Here is a 20,241-nt window from a genome sequence, read left to right on the forward strand (position 1 = left end):
AAGCTCAGCTGGCCCTTTTCTTTTCTAGTTTGAAGTTTATGTCTAAATACACCTTAAGCAATCGAACAAATTCATCCGCTTGATCTTCCTGAACGTATGTCATTGCGCCTTTTACAGAGTAAAACTCAACCTGTTGAAATATATCTGCTAAACGCCTTCCCAACGCCATCGGAAAAAGCTTTTTATCTTCGTCCCCCCACAATATCAATACAGGATTAACATACGATTTAAGCAAGTCTGCGGCTGCTAACGTATGTTTTTCCGACCAAGTATTGACCACTTTTTGAAAGTCTCGCCTCACCTTGGCACTATTAATAAAAGGCGCCACATACAAATGCCTTATTTGCTCACCTGTTAAAGTATTAGATAACAAGCCCATTACATTTGGCGTGGTTAAAAAGGATTCGATTTTAAACAATTGGGCCATTACAAAGGTATAGCCAGGAAAGTTGATCATCTTTTGCAGCATAGAAAAGGTCTTTGGCGGAAATACATCTAGGCAATCACAATTACTTAACACTAACCCTGCTACCTTATCCGGATGACTAGCCGCAAAAATTTGTGCATAAGCACCGCCCGTATCATTCGCGACTATCACGACTTGCTCCAAAGCAAGCGCCTCTAAAAGTGCAACTAGATGTTTTGAAATACCGGTAGGAGACAGGTCTGCCTCTTCTGGCATGGCTTTAGAATGGGCCCCTAAAGGCAAATCAGGCACAATACACCGATATGACTTTGATAAAGGACCTATGAGCTTTCGCCAAGTTTGATAATTGGATAGTGCTCCATGCATAAAAAGTAACGTCACACCTTCACCCTGATCTTGATAACGCATTGTGCCTGTATCTAATCTAACGGTTTTCATAAGGACATCCTCCTATTAAAATCTCAAAGAATTTAACATACTTAGAGTATGTTAAAAACCTTTGTTATATTCCTCCCTTCAAATAAACGTCATTCTATTGCAATGAGACTGTCATCATTTATCACCTCATTCCCTCTTAAGTGACATAAAAGGCCTTTATGAATAAACCATCTAGACGTAAAGAATACGCAGAGCAAACCCGTGAAGCTTTGTTACTGGCAGCTCGAAAAAGCTTTATCGAAAAGGGTTATCAAAAAACCTCTTTAGATGAAGTAGCCCTGAGTGAAAGGCTGACAAAAGGGGCTTTATACCATCACTTTAAAACCAAAAAAGCGCTGTTTTCTGCAGTTTTTGATCAAGAACTAAGCTCTGCGACACTCATCATAATGCAAGCTTTAGAAGGGAAGTTAGATGCAGAAGCAAAGACACATGCTGCGATAGATTGTTTTTTGACAATAGCGTTAGAGAAAGATTATCAACGTATTATTTTAAAAGAAGGCCCTTTAGCGCTCGGTTGGCAGGAATGGCGAGAGAAAGAACAAGCAAGCAGCATCAGTTTAATCCGACACCTATTAACAGAAATGAAACAAGCAAATAAAATACAAACAGATGAGATTAATTTAGCCGCCAGCATGATAATTGGCGCACTCATCGAAATGGTTTACCAAATTAGTGATAGTGAAGACCAAAAAGAAGAAGCACACAAAGCAAAAGCCATATTGTTAAATATGGTCAGTGCGCTTTAACTTTCTGATAAAAGGTAAAAACTCTAATGGCGACAGTAACTTCATATAAAAAATGCACTTGATAAACCCAAATTAAGGGTTTATCAAGGCTAGTTCTTTTTTAAACTCTTCATTTAAGTCATAAAGGTTTACGTCAGAAAGTTGCTTTAAAAAAATATTTTTAGCCGTGTCCATTGCCTCTTCAACTGACCTATTCGCAATTTTTTCAACTAAACAGGTTGAGTTACTTTGCCCTGAATCAATAGCAAACAAGCGCGTAATATCTATCGCTTCATACAAGCCTAATAAAGTAATTTCCTTCAACGGTTTAGCTAGCACCCAGCCACCATTATGCCCTTTAGTAGAATCAACAAAGCCTTTCTTTTTCAAGCCTGACATGGTTCTTCTTACTACTGCCGAATTGGTATTTAACATCTTTGCAATCACCTCTGAGGTAATTGGTTCTTTTAACTCACTTAAATGAAGCAGTACATGAATCACTCTTGAAAGACGACTATCAGCTCGCATATTGATTTCCACTTTTAATGTTGCTTTTAAAGTTACATGAATATAAGCTTATTTTCATGTTACTTTTAATGTTACAAAAGAGATCGTTATGACAACTCACCCAATTGATAGTCGCTGGCAGGTTTTACTTTTTTTACTTATTGCTAATTTTTTGAACTTACTGGACATCACCATAGTGCATGTTGCAACACCTAGCATAGCCAAAGATCTAGCTATTCCCTATGAGCAAACCCAATGGATTTCGATTGTTTATCTCATTGCTTTTGCAGCGGGTTTATTACCTTTTGGCAAACTTGGTGATATGAAAGGTAGGAAGAAACTTTTTAACTTAGGTTTAATTAGTTTCTTAATCGCATCTATGATGTGCGCTTTAGCCGTTAACCTTGAGAGCTTATTAATCGCTCGCTTTATACAGGGTATAAGTGCTGCCGTTATGCTGCCTCAAGTACTCGCTATTGCGAACTTAATTTTCCCTCAAGCTGAAAAAAACCGCATGTTTAGCATAGTCGGAATAATTAGCAGTTTGGCTTCTATTTTAGGGCCATTATTAGGCGGAATATTACTTACAATAGATCTATTTAGCCTTGATTGGCGTAGTATTTTTATCATAAATATCCCTCTGGGACTGATTGCTTTTTGGGGAGTAAATCGACACCTGAACTTAACAGAAACCTTATTAGATAATGAAGTAATTGATTGGGTTGGTATTGGCCTCTATACAAGTGCTTGTATCTGCATCATTTTACCTCTTGTTGAAGGCTATCAAGCAGCTTGGCCTGCTTGGCTTATCTCATTATTACTTGCATCATTATTATTCATAACACTTTTTATTTATTGGCTTAGACAATGTGAGAAAAAGAATAGATCAAGCTTGTTTCCTGCACGCTTATATTTAAATAAAAGGTTTATTCGTAACCTCACTATACTCATGCTCTTCTCATCAGCTGTTCCTGGTCTCTTTTATGTTTTAGCGATTTTTTTACAATCGCACCTTACATATTCTCCATTTGAAGCTGGTTTTATTACCTTTCCATTTCCCTTAGGTGTCATGCTCGCTTCAATGTATTTAAAAAAGTTAAACAGTAAATGGAATGACCTTCGCATTAGTATGGGAGCCTTACTCTTGTGCTTAGCTTTATTCTCAATTGGTTTGTTAAGCTCTAGACTCTATCAATTGGGAAATATGGCTTACATTATGATTCCACTATTTGTTGCTGGCTTAGGTATGGGGAGCGCAATTATAGCGTTATTTCAGCAATCTATGATGATAGTCGAGAGCACAGATTCCGGCACGGCATCAGGAGCAATGCAATCTTTGCAACACATAGCTATGGCGATTGGCATTGGTATAGTTGGACAAATCTTTTTTATAAACTTAAACATAACCCCAAATGCCGTACTCGCTCTTAAATACTGTATGTTTTACGCCAGTTTTATCTTCTTTGTTTTGCTCCTTTACCTTCTAGGAAAAAAGCTTTTTGCTTTAGAGCAGCAAAATCTCTCAGCTTAAAAACTGGCGTTTTACACTAAGTTAAAGCCGCGTTATTAAACCACTAGAATAGTACCGCGGCTTTCATTTATAAGACATTAAGTCTCGATACTTGCGATCTTTTTTCTTTAAATTCAGTGTCTATAATTCGCTTTTCAGCTAACAAGGCAGTAGCGTAAATAACACTCTCCGACGCTTTAAAATTAAAATAATCGCTCAAATTTTTCTGCTTAAAGCACCTTAAATACTTTCATTATGAATGACTTGATTCAGTTTTTAGCTAGTTTCATGGAAAGATAAAACGGATAGTTATGAAAGCAAAACACGCCTAAACAAGGCGTGTTTTGGTATACAACTCCCCCTCAATCAGGGCTTTTTTATCCAACACGTAATCCGTCATAAAGCGGACAAAAGCTTGAATCTTTGCGTTTTTTCTTAAATCTGGATGGCTTAAAACCCAAAGCTCAAACTTCTTTTCAGTAACATAGGGAGGCACACGCACTAAGCTCTCATTTACATCACCTATCAGGCAAGGTAAGACAGAAATACCTAATCCTGACTCACAGGCTTTGAGCTGGAAATCACCATTTGAAATTTTATGCTGCACATCAAATCTAGGGTACGCACTGGCTAATACGCCTATTGGCCTTTGGTATTTATCGGTCCAGCCAATCAGTTTTTGTCTCGCTAGCCAGCTAGAGTCTGTCAGTTTATTCTCAAACTCGCGGGCGATATAACATGCTCTATGGATATAAGCTAAACGCCTGCCAATCAAATACTCTGGAGGCGTATCACAGATTCGAAAAGCCACATCAGCTTCTCTATTCGCTAAATTAAGCAGCTTCACTGTGCCACTGATTTGTATATCAATAAGTGGGTACTGTCGACAAAAAGCGACAATCCCTTCCATCAACAAATGCTGACCTAATAAGTCAGGCATGGTGACACGCACTTCACCTTCTAGGTTTTCATCTTTACCGACAATTTTACGGTCTATCGAGCTGAGCCTTTCTTCTAGATATGAAGCTTCTTCAAAAATTTCATCTCCTAGGCGGGTACGAATATAACCTTGCTGAGTTCGATCGAACACTCGCTCACCTAAAGAAGCTTCAAAGTTATTAATTCTTCTAGAAACGGTTGCATGATTAACCCCTAAGCTTTGGGCTGCGGCACGAATTGAGCCTGCACGGCATACTGCCAGAAAGAACTTTAAATCATCCCAATTTAGCACTTGGCAACCTCACAAACCTAAAAAAGTATTCTAACAAAAAATAGCCGCTTTCTATGGTGTAATTATTCAACACTATCTTGCATTTATTATCAGTTATTAAGCAAGCAGATGCGACATACACTTAGCCCCACTCAAGCAAAGCACTCTTTGCAATGCATCAAAAACGAATGAGGTTAACCATGCGTCGAAATCCAGATATGAAATATTACTTACAAAAATCCATCATGATAAATGCTACCCAAGAAGCAGTATGGGCAGTCATTTCAGAGTTCAACAATGTTTATACATGGGCACCAAGTGTTGAGCACAGTACCGCGCTAAATGACAAATACCAAAGTGTTGGCTCTGGCCGAGTTTGTCATATTAAAGGCTTTGGAACAGTGGAAGAAACAGTGACTCAATGGCATGAAGGCAAAGGCTTTGAATTTGTCTTTGAAAAACTTGGCCCTATGGCAAAATGTGTTTGTGATTTCTCTATCGAGAAGGTGGGTAATCAGCAAAGCAAGCTTACTGTGACTTTCCAATACACTTTACGCTTTGGCATTTTTGGTAGTTTATTACACGCCTTAGTCTTAAAGAACAAACTGGCAGTCAGCTTAGGTCATACAATAGAGGCCCTTAAAACACGTATAGAAACAGGCAAGCTATTACGCCCTCTTAAACCTCAAAAACAAGCGGCTTAAGCCTAGATCATAATAGGACAAAATACCTTTAAAGATTAATGAGTCAGCCTCTTCCAATCATTTATTGAAAAGTCACAAGCAAACTTTGGAGGAGCCGGCTTAAAGAACAAAAAGGCCTTACTGATAAAGTCAGCAAGGCCTTTCAAGTGCATATAGGTAAAAAAGAAAAGGGTAACCTCTCTACCTATTAAGCTAATTCTAAATCAGAATTAGATTTTGTATGTAAAAGCAACGTAGTGTGAGTTACCTGTTGATTTCACATTAGATGCACCGTTCTCGATGCCATAGATTTGGTTATAGCTTTTCAGGCCGTAACCAACAGAATAGCGGTCTGAATGCCAGTAGATACCGTTAAACATAGCACCACCAGAAGTTGCATCGCCAAGAGTTACATCGTTATCCATACCGAACTGGTAATCTAGATAACCTTGGTATGCAATAAAAGAGTTATCAAATTGTTTGAATGGTTTGAACCAGTTAGTTGAGAACTGATAACCATTCATTTGCCTATTTGACTGATCATACAGAGCGTATAGGTTTACGCCTACTTTACCGAACCAAGGCACTTCAACGTCTGCACCAATACCTGCAAAGTAGTTATTTACATCACTTTTACCATCTGCATCAACACCACCACTGATGTTAAACAAAGTAGAGATATAAACTTCTTTTACTGGACCAAAAGATAAGTCATTACCTGTCATAGCATCTAGAGAGAAACGAGGCGCAAGTTTCAAGAACATTTTATCGCTAGATTGCTTGTCGCTATCCTGATCAGATGTGATGTTAAAGATGTCTAGGTATCCATATAGATCAACAATGCCTGAACGGCCACCGAATTCCATTTCAATATAGTCATGATCAGATTCACCTGGCAATTCGCCATCTGAATACATTAGGTTGAATTGAGACCAAGAGTAATCGTTTTTATGGATATCGCCATCTGTATAATCAGCAGCAAAAGCAGGTGCTGAAAGTGCAGCTGCAGCGCCTAAAACTAAAAGATTCTTACGCATTAGAAGTTTCCCAAGAGTGTTTAATTAATTTTTATAAATATTTTTCTAGCTTTAGGAGCAAATCCAATTTGTAACAACATCACTGATAGAAAACCGTTAGGTTTTCCCTGTATCCAAAAAGCGGCAATCATTTTGCATTCACATTTTATTACAAATCAAGCGATAATACTGACCAAATGTGCAAGAAAAAATAATTCTTACCATTTGGTCAGGAATAGTGGTTAAAAATAGAACGAAATCACAATTTTGAGATTTACATGCGATTGTTTTTTGCACGATAAGAAAGAAAAGCGTCAGATAAATGAAAGAATTCTGTATGAATTTAAGTTTTTATTCATTTTTCATGGATAAATTAAAACCTTATATCCAAATAAAAAATCTAAGCATTACACAAAAGAAGGGGCTTAAAGATCACTTTTCTATATTAATTTCCAAGAAATTTACCGCATTAATAAAAAGTGAAAAGAGTTCATATTGAGCATTTATATCTAGTTTTTTATACAGATTTTTACAATGGACCTTAACCGTACCAAATGCAACATCAAGTAATTCGACAATGCTTTAAAGGCGTTATCTGGATCATTAATAGAGTAACTTCCCTCTCTCTATCCGTTAGCACTGGATTACCAAAGGTTTTAAAAGTATGAAAAGACGCTTCATGAGTTTCAGTTAGCTTTTATCTATTTATCCTTAAGTAACTATGGCTAGGTAAACCAAAAACGATTCATACATAATTGATTTACATCAAGCATTACATTAGAGTCATCTAAATTAAGTTATTTCACTCAATAATGAACATGATTCGACCCTATTTGTAAAAGTAAATCTGGATTAGAAAATGCTGTATGAAATCACCTTATTAGTCATTACCCTAGGCATCATTTTTATCTCGCTTATCCTATCTGAGAAAAGAGCAGAAAAAAGAGCCGAAAGTAAAATTGAACGACGCTATATGGAAATATTTGGTGCAGATGTAAAAGATTTTGAACATCTCATTCGGTGTATTAATCAGCTTGAGTTTAAAAAAATCCCCGCCCCACTAAAGAATAATGTATCTATTTATAATCAGTTGCTACAAGCATCAGATTCTTATTTGGCCGCCTATATGGCTATTGATAAATCAAAACAGCAGATAGTCGAGCTCTCAATTAAAAATAGAGAGTTAGTCGATTCTTATACCAAGGTATTAAATCTTATTTCGCCTGCGGCTTATGATTCAATCAGAGAAGATAACGACGAAGACATGGTGGTGAAGAAGATGGTCAGTGAAATACACACATCCTTAAATAGCCTCTCTAAACTTCCCTAAAAATTCTGCTGCACCAGACAAAGCCTTAATATCAGGAATGGTATCTAAAATAGCTGAGCTCATAGCCCATGGGTATGTACCAGACTCTAACCAGTTCAGTATGCCTGATGACTGCTCTTTTGGTAGTACTAACATATCTTCGATGAGAATAATGAGTTTGTTCACTTTATGTTTGCCTTCTAGCTCAAAGGTCCAATGATAATCCCCATAACCCACTTTTACTTCCCCCGTTTCTTTACTCGTCATCCCCACCAACCAATGACAATTTATGAGATTCTCACTTTGTTTAACAGTATCAAGAAAGCAAAGGGTATAAATATTTTCATAAGCCAGATTAAATTCACTAGAAAGCGTTTTGGTGATGGCATCCAATCCATTTACCTCACCTGGGAAGGAAATGTTTTCAGATTGCACCATCATTTTTAAGACAGCATCTTGGCTAAATACAGATTCAAGCAAGTGTGGCTTGTTGGCATCTTTACCTTTTATATAGCGACCTATTTGGTCAAACAGAACCTTATTCTTTGACACTTAATCCTCCAAAACGAACATCTTAAAAAACCTTCGCTAAGTTAGCATTATTATTGAATAAGGGCCAAATTAAGACAAAATGGAAATGAAAGGGATTTATCAATGAAAATGCGATAAAAACATACGAGAAAAATCAGGTCTTGCTTTTAACACCGCAATCTCGACACTGAATCCCCTCTTTGACGGGAAATAAAGGGAAGTCCAACCCTAAAAAAATTAAAAATGCCCAACGTTTGCCGAATTGATAAAACTCGGTATTAGCGCTACCACAAGCAGGACACAGCTCAGCGTCGAACCCTTCTTGTTGCATTAACTCAGTTTCAAGGTCTTCCGCTAATGCTAAAAGAGCAGCTTGCTCATCTTCTTCTCTAACTTGTAAGCGTACACCACCTAATGCGTTCGAATATAACCATTGCATATTGATTGTATGCTCATCAGCAATGTAAGCAGACACACCAAGAGCATCCAGTTTAGACCAAGCTATTTGAGCTTCATAAGGATAAGTAAAACGCGCAATGGTGATTAACATAATGCCAACGCCTCTTATGAACCTTTTAAGCTTATCTCATATCCCCTAAGCTAACGTGATAAGCTCAGTCCATACCATATGTTCTAGTTTTTATCTGTTACTCTTAAAAAAAGAGTGAGTGTAAAGCACTGTTTTAAAACCGAGCTTTTGATAAATGTGATGTGCAGGAGAACCTTCATCAGCCACAATAGCGAGGCTTTTCATTAGTAATTTATTAAGACAATAGTTACCAGCAAAACACACTAAACTCTGACATACACCTTGATTTCTTGCTTCTTCAACTGTACCAACCTGTTGAAAACGCGCATTATCCCCATCGAAAAAGATGCCTAAATCACCAAGGATACGATCATCTTTTTTAGCAAAAAACCAATGCCCTTCACCATTGTTTACCATTTTACGGTAACCAGCAAAACGCTTCTCTAAAAAGCCGGTTTCTTTTTTGGGTAAGCCTGAGTTTTTTAATTGATTATGAATTATTTCTTGCCACTCTTCCTCTGTACTCACAATGCCAAGTGACAAATTCTCATTCTTAATTTCAATCATGGATTCGGTTCGAATCATGCCTTCATCAATGTCTACATCGAATTCTTTCACTTGATATTCATTAACAAGATCTAAGTCTTTAAACTCTGTATTATAGGAAAAGGCGAAAAAGTCATGCTTCTTAATGCTCTCAGCCTCTAAATGCTGATAATGCTTGGCAATGGCTGCGGCATTCGTAAAGGCGTAGTAATTACCCCAAATAAAGTCAGGATTAGACTCTGTACTAATTTCGTAATAATCGTCTTTCTGTGTCACCTTGCCTGAAACACGGTGAAACATAAAATCGCTTTTATCGATAAAATTTAGTTCTTCCATTCTTGTTATAACCTCATTCCTTAGGAGGTTTTGTTATATTAGAGCTTATAAAAAGGGTCAAGTTTTGCTGATCAAGTGGAGAGATAAATTCTGGCCTATGACTAAAAATCTAAGCTAAGAAACCATTGAAAAGAAGGAGGTACAAGGCAAAAAAAACTCACTACCATAATAAAATGGCAGTGAGCTCAAAATCTTAAAAGACGTTAAATTAAACCTTTAGTCTCAGGTTATAGAGCTAATGCTTCTTCAGGGTCTACATATTCAAAGCCTAGGTTGTCAGCAACACTGCGACAAGTCACCAAACCTTTGTGTACATTCAAGCCATTTAACAAGTGTGCATCATCAGCCAAAGCGGCTTTATAACCTTTGTTTGCTAGCGCGATAATGTATGGAAGCGTTGCATTATTTAGGGCAAAGGTAGAGGTTCTTGGCACAGCACCTGGCATATTCGCTACGCAGTAATGAACAACATCATCAACAATGTAGGTTGGCTCTGCGTGTGTTGTCGCATGAGATGTCGCAAAACAACCGCCTTGGTCGATAGCAACATCAACAACAGCAGAACCTGGCTTCATACGTTTGATCATATCTTCAGTAACAAGCTTAGGTGCAGCTGCGCCCGGAATCAGAACACCACCAATAACGAGATCAGCAGATAAAACATGTTCTTCTAGGGCGTCTTTGCTTGAGTAAACAGTTTCAAGACGAGCACCAAATTGAGCATCAAGACGACGTAAAACATCAATTGAGCGATCAAGAATAACCACATTTGCGCCCATACCAATGGCCATTTGGGCAGCGTTAGAACCCACGACACCACCACCGATAATCACAACTTTTGCAGGCGAAACACCCGGTACGCCACCGAGTAACATACCTCGACCACTGTTAGATTTTTCTAGGCATTGCGCGCCTGCTTGAATAGACATACGGCCTGCCACTTCAGACATAGGCGCTAATAGCGGCAAACTGCCGTTATCACTGGTTACGGTTTCATAAGCAATACAAACCGCTTTACTAGCAATCAGATCTTTTGTTTGTGGAAGATCTGGCGCTAAGTGAAGGTAAGTAAACAAAATTTGATCTGGGCGAAGTCTCGCACGCTCTTCTGCTAGCGGCTCTTTTACCTTCACTATCATGTCTGCTTCAGCAAATATCTCTTCTGCTGTTGTTTTAATCGTCGCACCTACCGCGCGGTAATCTTCATCACTAAAACCAATACCACTACCTGCATTAGTTTCAATCATTACCTGATGGCCGTGGCTGATAAGCTCGCGGGCACTCGCAGGCACCATACCAACACGATACTCATGGTTTTTAATCTCTTTAGGGACACCGATTAACATACTTATTCTCCTAACGACTTATTTTTATTTGCTACAAGAACCTATCTAAGCAGCACTTAGTAAAAGCGCTTTACTCAAAACAGGAGTAAATTTCTAATATCAGTATAGGAATATTTCAAAAGAATAACATACTTATATTTACAACAAATAAAGATACAACCACCAATATAAACACATAATATAGTTATATAAACTGCTTTATCATGTCAAAAGCAGAATAATCAACAACTTTGAAAACTCACTTAAAGTGAACACCTATTGAACAAATAAGTTTTTAAGAAGAGAAAGCAGTAAAGAAAATACAAGACTAAAGTCGCAGGCAAGCACCTATAATTCCAAGTAAACAAGACAAAATTTGTCTAACCAAAAGCGTGTTTTTTGCTTATAATTGCTCAAATTTTTAAACATTCCCGCTTTAGGGCAGTACATAGGGTAAGAAATGGCTTTTTTTGACTTAGAATCACCAGAAAACAACGAAACAGATAATCTAGTATGGTTAGGCCACCTTAGCCCTGACAGCGATACCATTGGATCAGCAATTGGTGCAGCTGAATTATTTGGTGGCGAAGCACGTCGCGCCGGCGAGCTAAACAAAGAGACCGCTTTTGTTGTTGAATACTGTGGCGTTGAAGTACCTAAGCTAATCTCTAAAGTTGAAGGCCAAAAAGTGGGTCTTGTTGACTTTAACCAGAAAACGCAACTACACAAAGACGTAGATAACGGCGATATCGTTGCCATTATCGACCACCACGCGATCCAAGATCAGCCAATCACATTCAATACTCCAGTATCTGTTGATATTCGTCCTTGGGGCAGCGCTGCAACCATTCTTGCTGATCGCTTTGAAAAAATGGGTAAAGAAATGAGCCCAACAACAGCATGTGTACTACTAGCTGGCATCTTGTCTGATACTCTGATTTTTGAATCACCAACCACTTGCCCAGTCGACAAGCCATACGCTGAAAAACTCGCTAAAATCGCAGGCATCGAAGATCTATATGACTTCGGCCAAAAAATGATGGAAGCTAAATCAGACCTAGCGGACGTTTCTACTTACGACGTACTAAAAGGCGATTTCAAACACTACGAAATCAATGGCAAGAAAGTGGGTTTTGGTGTCGCAGAAACGCTACTTCCAGAACAGCTTTTAGAACGTAAAGCAGACCTTCTTTCTGAAATGGAAGGTGAAAAAGCCAAGCAAGGTTTAGACTTCATTTTCTTCGCGATTGTTGATACAAAAACGAAAAATGCTCATCTAGTTATCTACTCTGATGCAGAAGCAGAGCTCGCCGCAGCGGCATACGGTTACACCTCTGACGCTAACTTAATGTACCTACCAGGCATGATGTCTCGTAAGAGCCAACTAATGCCAGCAGTACAAGCAACACTAACAGCTTAAGTTCTTAATCTAAGAAACACAGTAAGCGTTGCGATAAAAACATTAATACTAAAAAGGCGAACCTTGAATCAAGGTTCGCCTTTTTATATGGTTTTAAACTTGAAATAAGTCTTAGTTTTTATAAACACCAGCATTAATGAAAACTTACTCTGATTCTTGACGCCGACCTAAGGCCTCACCTTTGAACAAGAAATAAGCCGATCCAGCGCCAGCCAAAAGAGTCGTATAAAAGTTTCCGTTAAATATTTCGATGAAGATAATGGGCAGTGACACCACACAAATAAGCAGCAACATTTTCACATACCAGAAGGCCGCGTTCTTTTGCGTTAACCTTTCAACGAGTACTAATACATAACCCGCTACAGCAAAACTCACAACAAGCATAACTGCATCAAAAATGACCTGATTCAATTCTATTATCTTCCTACAATTCTATATTTTATGAGCTCCTCAAGAGACACAAAAAACTAAGTAACTCACAGAACGCCTAAGTATAAAGGATTTTACCTCATCGAGAAAAATAAGCATTGTTAGTTCATCTTATAACGATATATTACTAAACACAGCAGGTTTAACTCGATAACAAATAAGCGTCAAAAACATAATCCCTATGCTTGAAAAGGATAGGATCTAGCCCCTCTGCCACTGTTTCAGGATAAGTCTCAAACGCAGTTCGAATACTCGGGTACATAGGACAAACCTCTTCACTTAAGGGCTTAAAATAGGCCATAAACATAGCGCTATAGATGTCTAGAGCAGTGAGGTTTTCACCAAAGTAATAAATGGACTCTCTCGTTTCTTGATTGTCTGACGCGAGTTTTTGAAGAGGCTTTTGTTGATGGGATTGGTGTTTTTGGTGAGATTGTTGTTTCTTAAGACGCGCAGTTAATAGACCTAAAATACGGACTATTTCAGACTCATACACAGCAACATCTTCAGCGTGATAACCATATTTTGTAGCTAAATACTGAGCTATCTTGATAGGAAAACCACCCGCTTCATTCAAGCCTAGGTGGACACTTTGCAAGCGGCGTTGCCAACCTAAACCATGCTTGCTACAAAGTGTGTGGCATAAAGCAAGATGCTCTTCCCTCTCTGCATTATCTCCTGGTAATAAGCTGCTTTCTTCTTGAAAGCTGTTTTTATAATAGGCTTCTGCAAAATTAAGTATGTCTAACCAATCACTCAAAGCAGGACCATTTTCAGGTTTTAAAGAAGGCGCATTATTGGCTTCAAACCAAGCTTGCTGTTCAGGATTAAAGGCATCGAAGGCAACTGGGGTATAAGGAATCGCTTTCAAATTTAAAATGGCTTTAGCCGCTTCACTCCAAGGACTAGGAATACCTTTTATCACTTGCAGTTTGATACCTGTAAGAGACTTAGCTTGCTCGAATGTGGCGTAGTTATCTGGCATTTAAACTCCTTTGCACTTTTATTATCTGAATTGGGTCTAGGGAACCTATGTGTAAAGATAATAAAAGCCTTCAAGCTTTAGACACAAACGATCTTATTTTATGATGAGATTAGAAAATCTAACTCAACAGGAAGTTCGCTCAATGGATATGCAAAAAGCACCGCCCATTCAATACCTTAAAACCTTTGTCATGGCTGCTAAGCATATGAGTTTTAAGGAAGCTGCTTTCGAGCTATACCTGACACCCAGTGCGATTAGCCAACAGATTAAGAGTTTAGAAATACATCTATCTACTAGCTTATTTAATCGAGACAAGAAGCAACTTACTTTAACCTCAGCAGGCTCACGTTTTTTGAGCCTAGCTGAACATGTGATACAGGAATATGAAACAGGCTTTCAAGACTTTATCAGTTCACAAAAAAAGCAACCTATTAAGCTAAGCACTACGGCCTATCTTGCTAATCAGTACCTCATTCCAAACTTAGCAGACTTTCATAACACTAACCCTAATATCAAATTAGCGCTGCAAGCTTCCGAGAGCTATGTATCCCTTGAAAAACATGCTCTAGATGCCGCTATTCGATTTACGGCTAAACCTGACACTAACGCTCGTCTCGTTTCTCCTGCCTATCTCGTTCTTGCCTGCTCACCAGACTATTTTGAACGTAAAGAACTTGCAGATGAAATAAATTGGCACACGCAAAGTCTAATTCATTGTCGCCCTGAACATGATGATTGGTGGCGTTATTTCAAATCAGAAACCAAACTCACACATGCTGAATATAAGACGATAGCGTCAGAACATTTTGACTCCTATGAAGCAGGAATACAGGCAGCTAAAGCAGGTCTAGGCATTACTTTGGCCATACTGCCCTTATCAAAACACGAATTAGAAAAGAAAGAGCTCATTGCCCTATCAGGCACTAAAATCCAACTAGAAGCGGCTTTTTATCTCATCACCCGAGAGAAGACGCAAAGGCATCAAGAATATGACGCCTTACTCGCCTGGGTAAGGAGTTTGTTGAATTAAAAATATATTACTCAATCTTTGATAACAAATACCTATTAACTAATTCCTTATAAGTTTAATGGGTAAAGTGTAAATGACTGATTATCTTTTGGGTTTACTAAGCGATAGTTTCTATATTTATCGCAAACTTTCACCTCCCAAACATAATCAAATAACCCTGATTCAATTTTTACGCCAGTGTTATCAGAGTAAATTTCAGGGTCAAACTTTTTAGTATTTACAACTTCAAGAGATTTACACCCTTTGCTATTAATCACTTCGATAAGTGAAATATAATCTAATGACCAACGCACATCTGCTTTTTTCATAAAGCTACTAGTTCTAATAAGATTACGACTTCCTTTCCAATGCTCTCGCAAATTTGAAAGCATACTGTCTGATAAAGTGACGTTTTTCCCATTTAAATTAAACGTATTTACATTGCTAGATAGCGGCTCTCCAGATATAGACAAGCTACTAAATAAAATAATAAATAAAGAAGCGATAACTCTTTCCATCAATATTCATACCTTCTTAAAAAATAAAACCCCTCTCTGAATACCCAATACATTTCTAACTAGGTGCGTTTCTTTGACTAGGAGCACGGACAAAGCCATCATCTAGCTGAGTTTTGCCTCTTTGCCCCTGGCACGCCTCTGTCCACCAAATTAATTGAGAGAAGCCTCTGTCAAAGTAGCTTTCCCACTCAGCTTCATTTTGATTCGACTCATAAGTACCTTCTTGAGTGAAGACCTCTTGTGCTTTTGGGATGTGTATCATGGCAGAGACAGGCAAGCAGCCAAGTTCAGCCAAATAGGTACGCATATTCACGGCTGCTCTTGCGCCACCCCATTGACCCGCTGAGTAAGTCATAATAATGCTAGGTTTATAAGAAAAGAGCGAGCTACCAAAATGGTTAAGCAAGTTAGCTAAGGCAGGACTCATCGAATGGTTATATTCAGGGCTCACCATGATATAGCCATCCGCTGTTTTTATTTTTTCAGCCAACTCATCTAACGCACTTGGCGCTCTGCCCTTAGCGTAGGCAAAGTGAGGCTTAAAAACAGACTCTAACGGATAATCTAAAACATCTACCAGCTCTATTTCCACATCATTATCTTGGCTTTTAAAACGCTGACTTTCAAAATGTTGGAGACAGGCTTTTGCAACACGTAACCCAAGGCGTTTTGGTCTCGGTGGAGAGCTGTCTCTTGAGGTGCCTAAAAAAAGCAGAAATTTCATTGGGTCTCCTATCAGACAATTTAATAATGGCTGCTCACGGCTCTACATTTGAACAACAATACTCTAAAAATGAAACTGTGTTTTAGTGATATAATTTAATAATGCGCTTCTAAATAAGTTTGTTATTTCGACTCAGGTGCTCAAAGAGGAAATACCAGCCTCATATCACTGCTAAAAACAGCTTAATACGGCAGACTTATCTTGAAATATTGGTTTTAGTAACTTCTAATATAAAAAAGTTTTCCCTAGGAATTGTTATATTGATTCTATTTGCTAAACAACTTTGCTCGAAATCCTTAGCTTTAATCTTCATCTTGATTAGTTTTGGTGTGCATAACAGCTGGGCTAACGAGCCTATCTCGCCTATCTTTCCAGCTGAAAATTTAGACCAGGATAAGTTTGAACTAGGTAAAGCCCTGTTTAAAGACACTCGCTTATCTTTAAACAATGACACCTCTTGTCATACATGCCATGACTTAAGTATGGGTGGTGGAGACAAGCTAAAAATTCGTGAAAATGTTGCAACTAACTCTCCTACTATTTTCAATACAAGTAAGAATTTCCATGTAGGGTGGCGTGGTCAATTCGAAAGCTTAGGCCATCATTTAGGTGGGGTGCTAGCTAACCCTAAAGTAATGGGAACAAATTGGCCAAGAGCTGTAACATCACTAAAAGCTGACACCAGTTTTACCCCTAAGTTTAGGAAGGCGTATCAAGGTGAAATCTCCCAAGAGACAATTTTTGATGCCATTTTATATTTTGAAACAAACCTAATAGTGCCAAGCAAATTTGATGAGTACCTACTAGGTAATGAGCAAGCGATTAGCCAAACCGCTAAATATGGTTATGAAAAGTTTAAAGACTATGGCTGTATTTCCTGCCATCAAGGTGCCAATGTTGGTGGTAACCTGTTTCAGTCTCTTGGCGTTGTTGCCCCTTATATGGGTGAAGACGGCAAATATAGAGCCAAGAAATTACGTGTGCCATCTTTAAGAAATGTCGCTCTTACCGCGCCTTATCTCCATGATGGATCAGTTGATTCATTAGAGTCTATGATAAGGATTATGGCCCAGTATCAACTTGGTCAAACACTGACTAATACAGAGATAAGACAGATTAAAGCCTTTTTAGAATCACTCAATAGCCAAATAGAGCCAGCTGCTTATGAATAAAATTAAGCTACCTCTTATCTTTGTTCTGTTGAGTTTAGCCATAATGTTAGCCATTTATGGTACTTACAATCGCTACTCAGACTTGAAAGATACTATGGGGATTCAAAACAGTATTTTTCAGGTAGTCGAACTAAGGTCTGCTGATGCTAAATGGAATTTTGAACTTAATCGCATTCATAGTAATAATTTCCCCCATTATGATTTAGTTAATCAGGCAGCTAAAAATTACCAAACCGAATTACAGCTGTTTCTACAAATGTCCTCAAACATTCAAGGACCCTTGCAAAATATTGGGGTAGAACTGAATAGGTTAAGTAAAGATAAACAGCGTCTTATGAATGACTATCTATCTGATATAGCGATTACTCGAAACTCATTCAAGTTCTTAGACACTCTCTTATTTTCATTACATGAAACATATCAGGATGATGACGAGTTTCTTAAATTTTTAGCCTATGCCCAGTACCAAGTTTCTATTTATGTCGCGTTAAACCAGAATATCCAGCTAAAGCAACACAAAGGTTATGACAGCTGTGACCAGTGTGATATGGATCAGAAAAAAGCGTTTAATAAGGTGAATCTGCACCTAGGCCTGTTGAAAGATAAAATCCTTTTATCCAACCAAGCTAAAGATGATTTTTATAACCCTGAACACACCTTATTGCTAACACTTTTATTAGATGAGCTTTCTATGGCTTACATAGAGACCGAAGCTGAACATAAAACTATTCAATCTCAAATTTTAATTATTACCACAATCCTCGTTATCACAGTACTTGCCTTGTTAGGCTTCTTGTATTGGATTTATCGTACAATTGAAGGTCATAGACGGGCAGGTATTACAGACCCTCTAACAGGCCTTTATAACCGTAAAAAACTATTTGAAAACTTACAACCCTTGATGGATTTACACCATAAATCAGGTAAAAATTTAGCCTTACTCTTTATTGATTTAGATGGGTTCAAGCAAATTAACGATACCCATGGTCATGATATTGGCGACAAGTTGCTACAGCGTATTTCAGCTCGTTTTAACCAACATGTGAGAAAGCAAGACTGTATTTATCGTATAGGCGGTGATGAGTTTGTGATTTTAATTAAAGAGCTAGAAGCGCTAGATATTGCCGAAGCCATAGCGAAAGAAATACTGACTAAATGCAGTAGATCCTTCAAATTAGACGATAAGCTCTGTGATATCACCCTAAGCATAGGGATTAGTCTTTTTCCTGATCATACCCAAACGCCTAAACAACTTATCAGGTATGCTGATGAAGCCATGTATCAAGCTAAAAGCCATGGCAAGAACCAGGTTAAAACTTGGTCGGAAAGTTAGTTTTTCGCGTGCTAATGCTTTAGCTATCTAAGCTATAAACTTGGTTACGGCCTTTACGCTTAGCACGATAAAGGTTCTCATCAGCGCGTTTGAGCATAGCCACATAGTCATAATCCGATTCTTTTACTTCGGACACGCCTATGCTGACAGTGATAGCGATGTCATGATTATTCTGATTGAAACGGGCATTCGAAATTGCCCTTCTCAGTTTTTCGGCTACCTCAATGGCACCAGCCTTATTGGTAGCAGGTAAAATAATGCAAAACTCTTCGCCACCGATTCTAGCAATCTTGTCTTGAGAGCGAATATGCGTCTCACAAAAAGAAGAAAATGAAGTGAGAACATAGTCTCCTGTCGGATGGCCATATTTATCATTAATCAGCTTAAAATGGTCTATATCTAACGCTAATAATGAGTAATGAATATTCTCATTTTTATAGCGAAGAAACTCCTTTTCAGCCATTTCATCAAACATACGTCGATTCATCAGACCGGTTAGCGGATCTGTTCTTGAAAGTAGTTTTAATTTATTTTGAACATCTATGTATTCAGTTACATCACGTTGAATCGAGACAATATGTGTCACCTCGCCTTGATCATTAAAAAGCGGCGTGATGCTCAAATCTAACCAATAGGCTTTCCCTGCCTTAGAGTAGTTTTTTATTGTGACTCTCACAGGTACCTTGTCTTCCAAGCCTTTACGAATCAAGCTTTTCGCTTTCTCACTTGTACCTTTGGATTGAAGAATTCTTGGCGTTTTACCTATAACTTCTTCTTTTGAGTAACCAGTCAATTCGGTAAAGGCCTGATTAACATAAATAATTTCAGGTCCAGGCTCATTGATAGGCTCAGCTTTTGTCACTATGACAACATCTTTTGCTGTCTCAACTATGTTTTTAAATTCGAAATCAAAGTCTTTCATCTTAAGATTAGTTTCTCCCTAGATAGTTATTTCTAAGCGTTAAGAGGCATACATAAGAGCCACCTAATATACCTATTGAGCACCAAGGATAGGAGAGTTAATTTAAAAACATACTATGAAAGCCAATAACTTATATATTTTTTTGTCACTTTATCATGCGTTTCTTGCACGTAAGGTAACAAACTGAATCAGGAAACGGACTTTATGCTTTAGTATTCATGTATTGATGACGTGCACTTTTACAATCTTGCGAGGCCATTTCAAATTCGCGGCACACCCAAGGGCGATTTTCATAAATGGTACACATATGGGTATGCCTATCCATAGCAGAACACCAACCATCTTCTAAACGTAGCATCACCTCGACACCGTATTCGTTTTCGGTAATGTGCCTTTCGGGGACACCCGTTTCTGAAATAAGCATGACTTCGTAATGACAGCAGGATGCATGGCAGTTTGAGCAATTCACCTCATTTGGGGTGCTAGCCAAAGGGGCAGTGACACTATTGCTGATGTCTGTAATTTCTATCTTCATTGCTTTCTCAATCACTGCTTAATTACGCTATTAAAAGCAAAGCACTTTTACATTAGTAAAACATAATACGCTAAAGTGTCGGGTTATTACCCCATTCATTTA

22 protein-coding genes are annotated in these 20,241 nt (G+C 38.2%); 8 read left to right on the top strand and 14 right to left on the bottom strand.

Going from position 1 to position 20,241, the window contains the following annotated elements; all coding sequences use genetic code 11:
• Positions 1-4 precede the first annotated feature (4 nt).
• A complete protein-coding gene (locus tag OA91_RS00275) occupies positions 5-865 on the bottom strand; it encodes an alpha/beta fold hydrolase (protein WP_063338537.1) in 861 nt (286 codons plus the stop codon).
• Between the two features lie 158 nt (positions 866-1,023).
• On the opposite strand from OA91_RS00275, the gene OA91_RS00280 reads away from it, so the two are divergent.
• Positions 1,024-1,611 (top strand): TetR/AcrR family transcriptional regulator, encoded by a 588-nt coding sequence (locus tag OA91_RS00280; protein WP_063338536.1) that lies wholly within the window; start codon positions 1,024-1,026, stop codon positions 1,609-1,611.
• A gap of 72 nt (positions 1,612-1,683) precedes the next feature.
• Here the strand turns inward: OA91_RS00280 and OA91_RS00285 are convergent, their stop codons facing one another.
• Positions 1,684-2,118 (bottom strand): RrF2 family transcriptional regulator, encoded by a 435-nt coding sequence (locus OA91_RS00285; RefSeq protein WP_063338535.1) that lies wholly within the window; start codon positions 2,116-2,118, stop codon positions 1,684-1,686.
• An 88-nt stretch (positions 2,119-2,206) separates the two neighbouring features.
• On the opposite strand from OA91_RS00285, the gene OA91_RS00290 reads away from it, so the two are divergent.
• On the top strand, positions 2,207-3,628 hold the full coding sequence (locus OA91_RS00290) for an MFS transporter (protein WP_063338534.1): 1,422 nt from the start codon (positions 2,207-2,209) through the stop codon (positions 3,626-3,628).
• A 307-nt stretch (positions 3,629-3,935) separates the two neighbouring features.
• On the opposite strand, the gene OA91_RS00295 is transcribed toward OA91_RS00290, so the two are convergent.
• Positions 3,936-4,838, bottom strand: coding sequence for a LysR family transcriptional regulator (locus OA91_RS00295; RefSeq protein WP_063338533.1), 903 nt, complete (start codon positions 4,836-4,838; stop codon positions 3,936-3,938).
• 179 nt (positions 4,839-5,017) lie between these two features.
• Here OA91_RS00295 and OA91_RS00300 point away from each other — a divergent pair, with 179 nt between their 5' ends.
• Positions 5,018-5,521: an SRPBCC family protein gene (locus OA91_RS00300; RefSeq protein WP_063338532.1), complete on the top strand. Its 504-nt coding sequence runs from the start codon at positions 5,018-5,020 to the stop codon at positions 5,519-5,521.
• Between the two features lie 209 nt (positions 5,522-5,730).
• Here the strand turns inward: OA91_RS00300 and OA91_RS00305 are convergent, their stop codons facing one another.
• Complete coding sequence (locus tag OA91_RS00305; RefSeq protein ID WP_046016233.1) at positions 5,731-6,537, bottom strand: nucleoside-specific channel-forming Tsx family protein; 807 nt, start codon at positions 6,535-6,537, stop codon at positions 5,731-5,733.
• Positions 6,538-7,375: 838 nt separating this feature from the next.
• Here OA91_RS00305 and OA91_RS00310 point away from each other — a divergent pair.
• Positions 7,376-7,846, top strand: coding sequence for a hypothetical protein (locus tag OA91_RS00310; protein WP_063338531.1), 471 nt, complete (start codon positions 7,376-7,378; stop codon positions 7,844-7,846).
• Here the strand turns inward: OA91_RS00310 and OA91_RS00315 are convergent.
• From OA91_RS00315 to ald, 4 genes are all read right to left on the bottom strand, one after another.
• Entirely contained in the window at positions 7,820-8,377 is a 558-nt protein-coding gene (locus tag OA91_RS00315) for a hypothetical protein (RefSeq protein WP_063338530.1), read from the bottom strand. The genes OA91_RS00310 and OA91_RS00315 overlap by 27 nt on opposite strands.
• A gap of 133 nt (positions 8,378-8,510) precedes the next feature.
• Positions 8,511-8,906, bottom strand: coding sequence for a DUF2007 domain-containing protein (locus OA91_RS00320; protein WP_063338529.1), 396 nt, complete (start codon positions 8,904-8,906; stop codon positions 8,511-8,513).
• 90 nt (positions 8,907-8,996) lie between these two features.
• A complete protein-coding gene (locus tag OA91_RS00325; RefSeq protein ID WP_063338528.1) occupies positions 8,997-9,767 on the bottom strand; it encodes a GNAT family N-acetyltransferase in 771 nt (256 codons plus the stop codon).
• 227 nt (positions 9,768-9,994) lie between these two features.
• Positions 9,995-11,113 carry an alanine dehydrogenase gene (gene ald / locus OA91_RS00330; RefSeq protein ID WP_063338527.1) on the bottom strand — a complete coding sequence of 373 codons (1,119 nt, stop codon included), beginning with the start codon at positions 11,111-11,113 and terminating at the stop codon, positions 9,995-9,997.
• A 439-nt stretch (positions 11,114-11,552) separates the two neighbouring features.
• Between ald and OA91_RS00335 the strand changes: the two genes are divergently transcribed.
• Entirely contained in the window at positions 11,553-12,512 is a 960-nt protein-coding gene (locus tag OA91_RS00335; protein WP_063338526.1) for a manganese-dependent inorganic pyrophosphatase, read from the top strand.
• 144 nt (positions 12,513-12,656) lie between these two features.
• On the opposite strand, the gene OA91_RS00340 is transcribed toward OA91_RS00335, so the two are convergent.
• Together OA91_RS00340 and OA91_RS00345 are read right to left on the bottom strand one after the other, a co-directional pair.
• On the bottom strand, positions 12,657-12,923 hold the full coding sequence (locus tag OA91_RS00340) for a hypothetical protein (RefSeq protein WP_063338525.1): 267 nt from the start codon (positions 12,921-12,923) through the stop codon (positions 12,657-12,659).
• Between the two features lie 160 nt (positions 12,924-13,083).
• Positions 13,084-13,926, bottom strand: a complete 843-nt coding sequence (locus tag OA91_RS00345; RefSeq protein WP_063338524.1) for a glutathione S-transferase family protein — start codon at positions 13,924-13,926, stop codon at positions 13,084-13,086.
• Positions 13,927-14,026: 100 nt separating this feature from the next.
• On the opposite strand from OA91_RS00345, the gene OA91_RS00350 reads away from it, so the two are divergent.
• On the top strand, positions 14,027-14,956 hold the full coding sequence (locus tag OA91_RS00350; RefSeq protein ID WP_082827711.1) for a LysR family transcriptional regulator: 930 nt from the start codon (positions 14,027-14,029) through the stop codon (positions 14,954-14,956).
• A 47-nt stretch (positions 14,957-15,003) separates the two neighbouring features.
• On the opposite strand, the gene OA91_RS00355 is transcribed toward OA91_RS00350, so the two are convergent.
• Together OA91_RS00355 and OA91_RS00360 are read right to left on the bottom strand one after the other, a co-directional pair.
• Positions 15,004-15,453, bottom strand: a complete 450-nt coding sequence (locus tag OA91_RS00355; RefSeq protein WP_063338522.1) for a hypothetical protein — start codon at positions 15,451-15,453, stop codon at positions 15,004-15,006.
• Positions 15,454-15,508: 55 nt separating this feature from the next.
• Positions 15,509-16,177, bottom strand: coding sequence for an NADPH-dependent FMN reductase (locus OA91_RS00360; RefSeq protein ID WP_063338521.1), 669 nt, complete (start codon positions 16,175-16,177; stop codon positions 15,509-15,511).
• Positions 16,178-16,437: 260 nt separating this feature from the next.
• Between OA91_RS00360 and OA91_RS00365 the strand changes: the two genes are divergently transcribed.
• Together OA91_RS00365 and OA91_RS00370 are read left to right on the top strand one after the other, a co-directional pair.
• Positions 16,438-17,349 (top strand): cytochrome-c peroxidase, encoded by a 912-nt coding sequence (locus OA91_RS00365; RefSeq protein ID WP_157203833.1) that lies wholly within the window; start codon positions 16,438-16,440, stop codon positions 17,347-17,349.
• Positions 17,342-18,682 (top strand): diguanylate cyclase domain-containing protein, encoded by a 1,341-nt coding sequence (locus OA91_RS00370; RefSeq protein WP_063338520.1) that lies wholly within the window; start codon positions 17,342-17,344, stop codon positions 18,680-18,682. The genes OA91_RS00365 and OA91_RS00370 overlap by 8 nt, the downstream gene beginning before the upstream one ends.
• Before the next feature lie 19 nt (positions 18,683-18,701).
• Here OA91_RS00370 and OA91_RS00375 read toward each other — a convergent pair whose 3' ends face one another.
• On the bottom strand, positions 18,702-19,604 hold the full coding sequence (locus tag OA91_RS00375) for a GGDEF domain-containing protein (RefSeq protein WP_063338519.1): 903 nt from the start codon (positions 19,602-19,604) through the stop codon (positions 18,702-18,704).
• Between the two features lie 202 nt (positions 19,605-19,806).
• Positions 19,807-20,139 (bottom strand): YkgJ family cysteine cluster protein, encoded by a 333-nt coding sequence (locus OA91_RS00380; protein ID WP_063338518.1) that lies wholly within the window; start codon positions 20,137-20,139, stop codon positions 19,807-19,809.
• Positions 20,140-20,241: the final 102 nt, after the last annotated feature.

The sequence above is a fragment of the Marinomonas sp. SBI8L genome (assembly GCF_001624705.1).
Taxonomy (GTDB): Bacteria; Pseudomonadota; Gammaproteobacteria; order Pseudomonadales; family Marinomonadaceae; genus Marinomonas.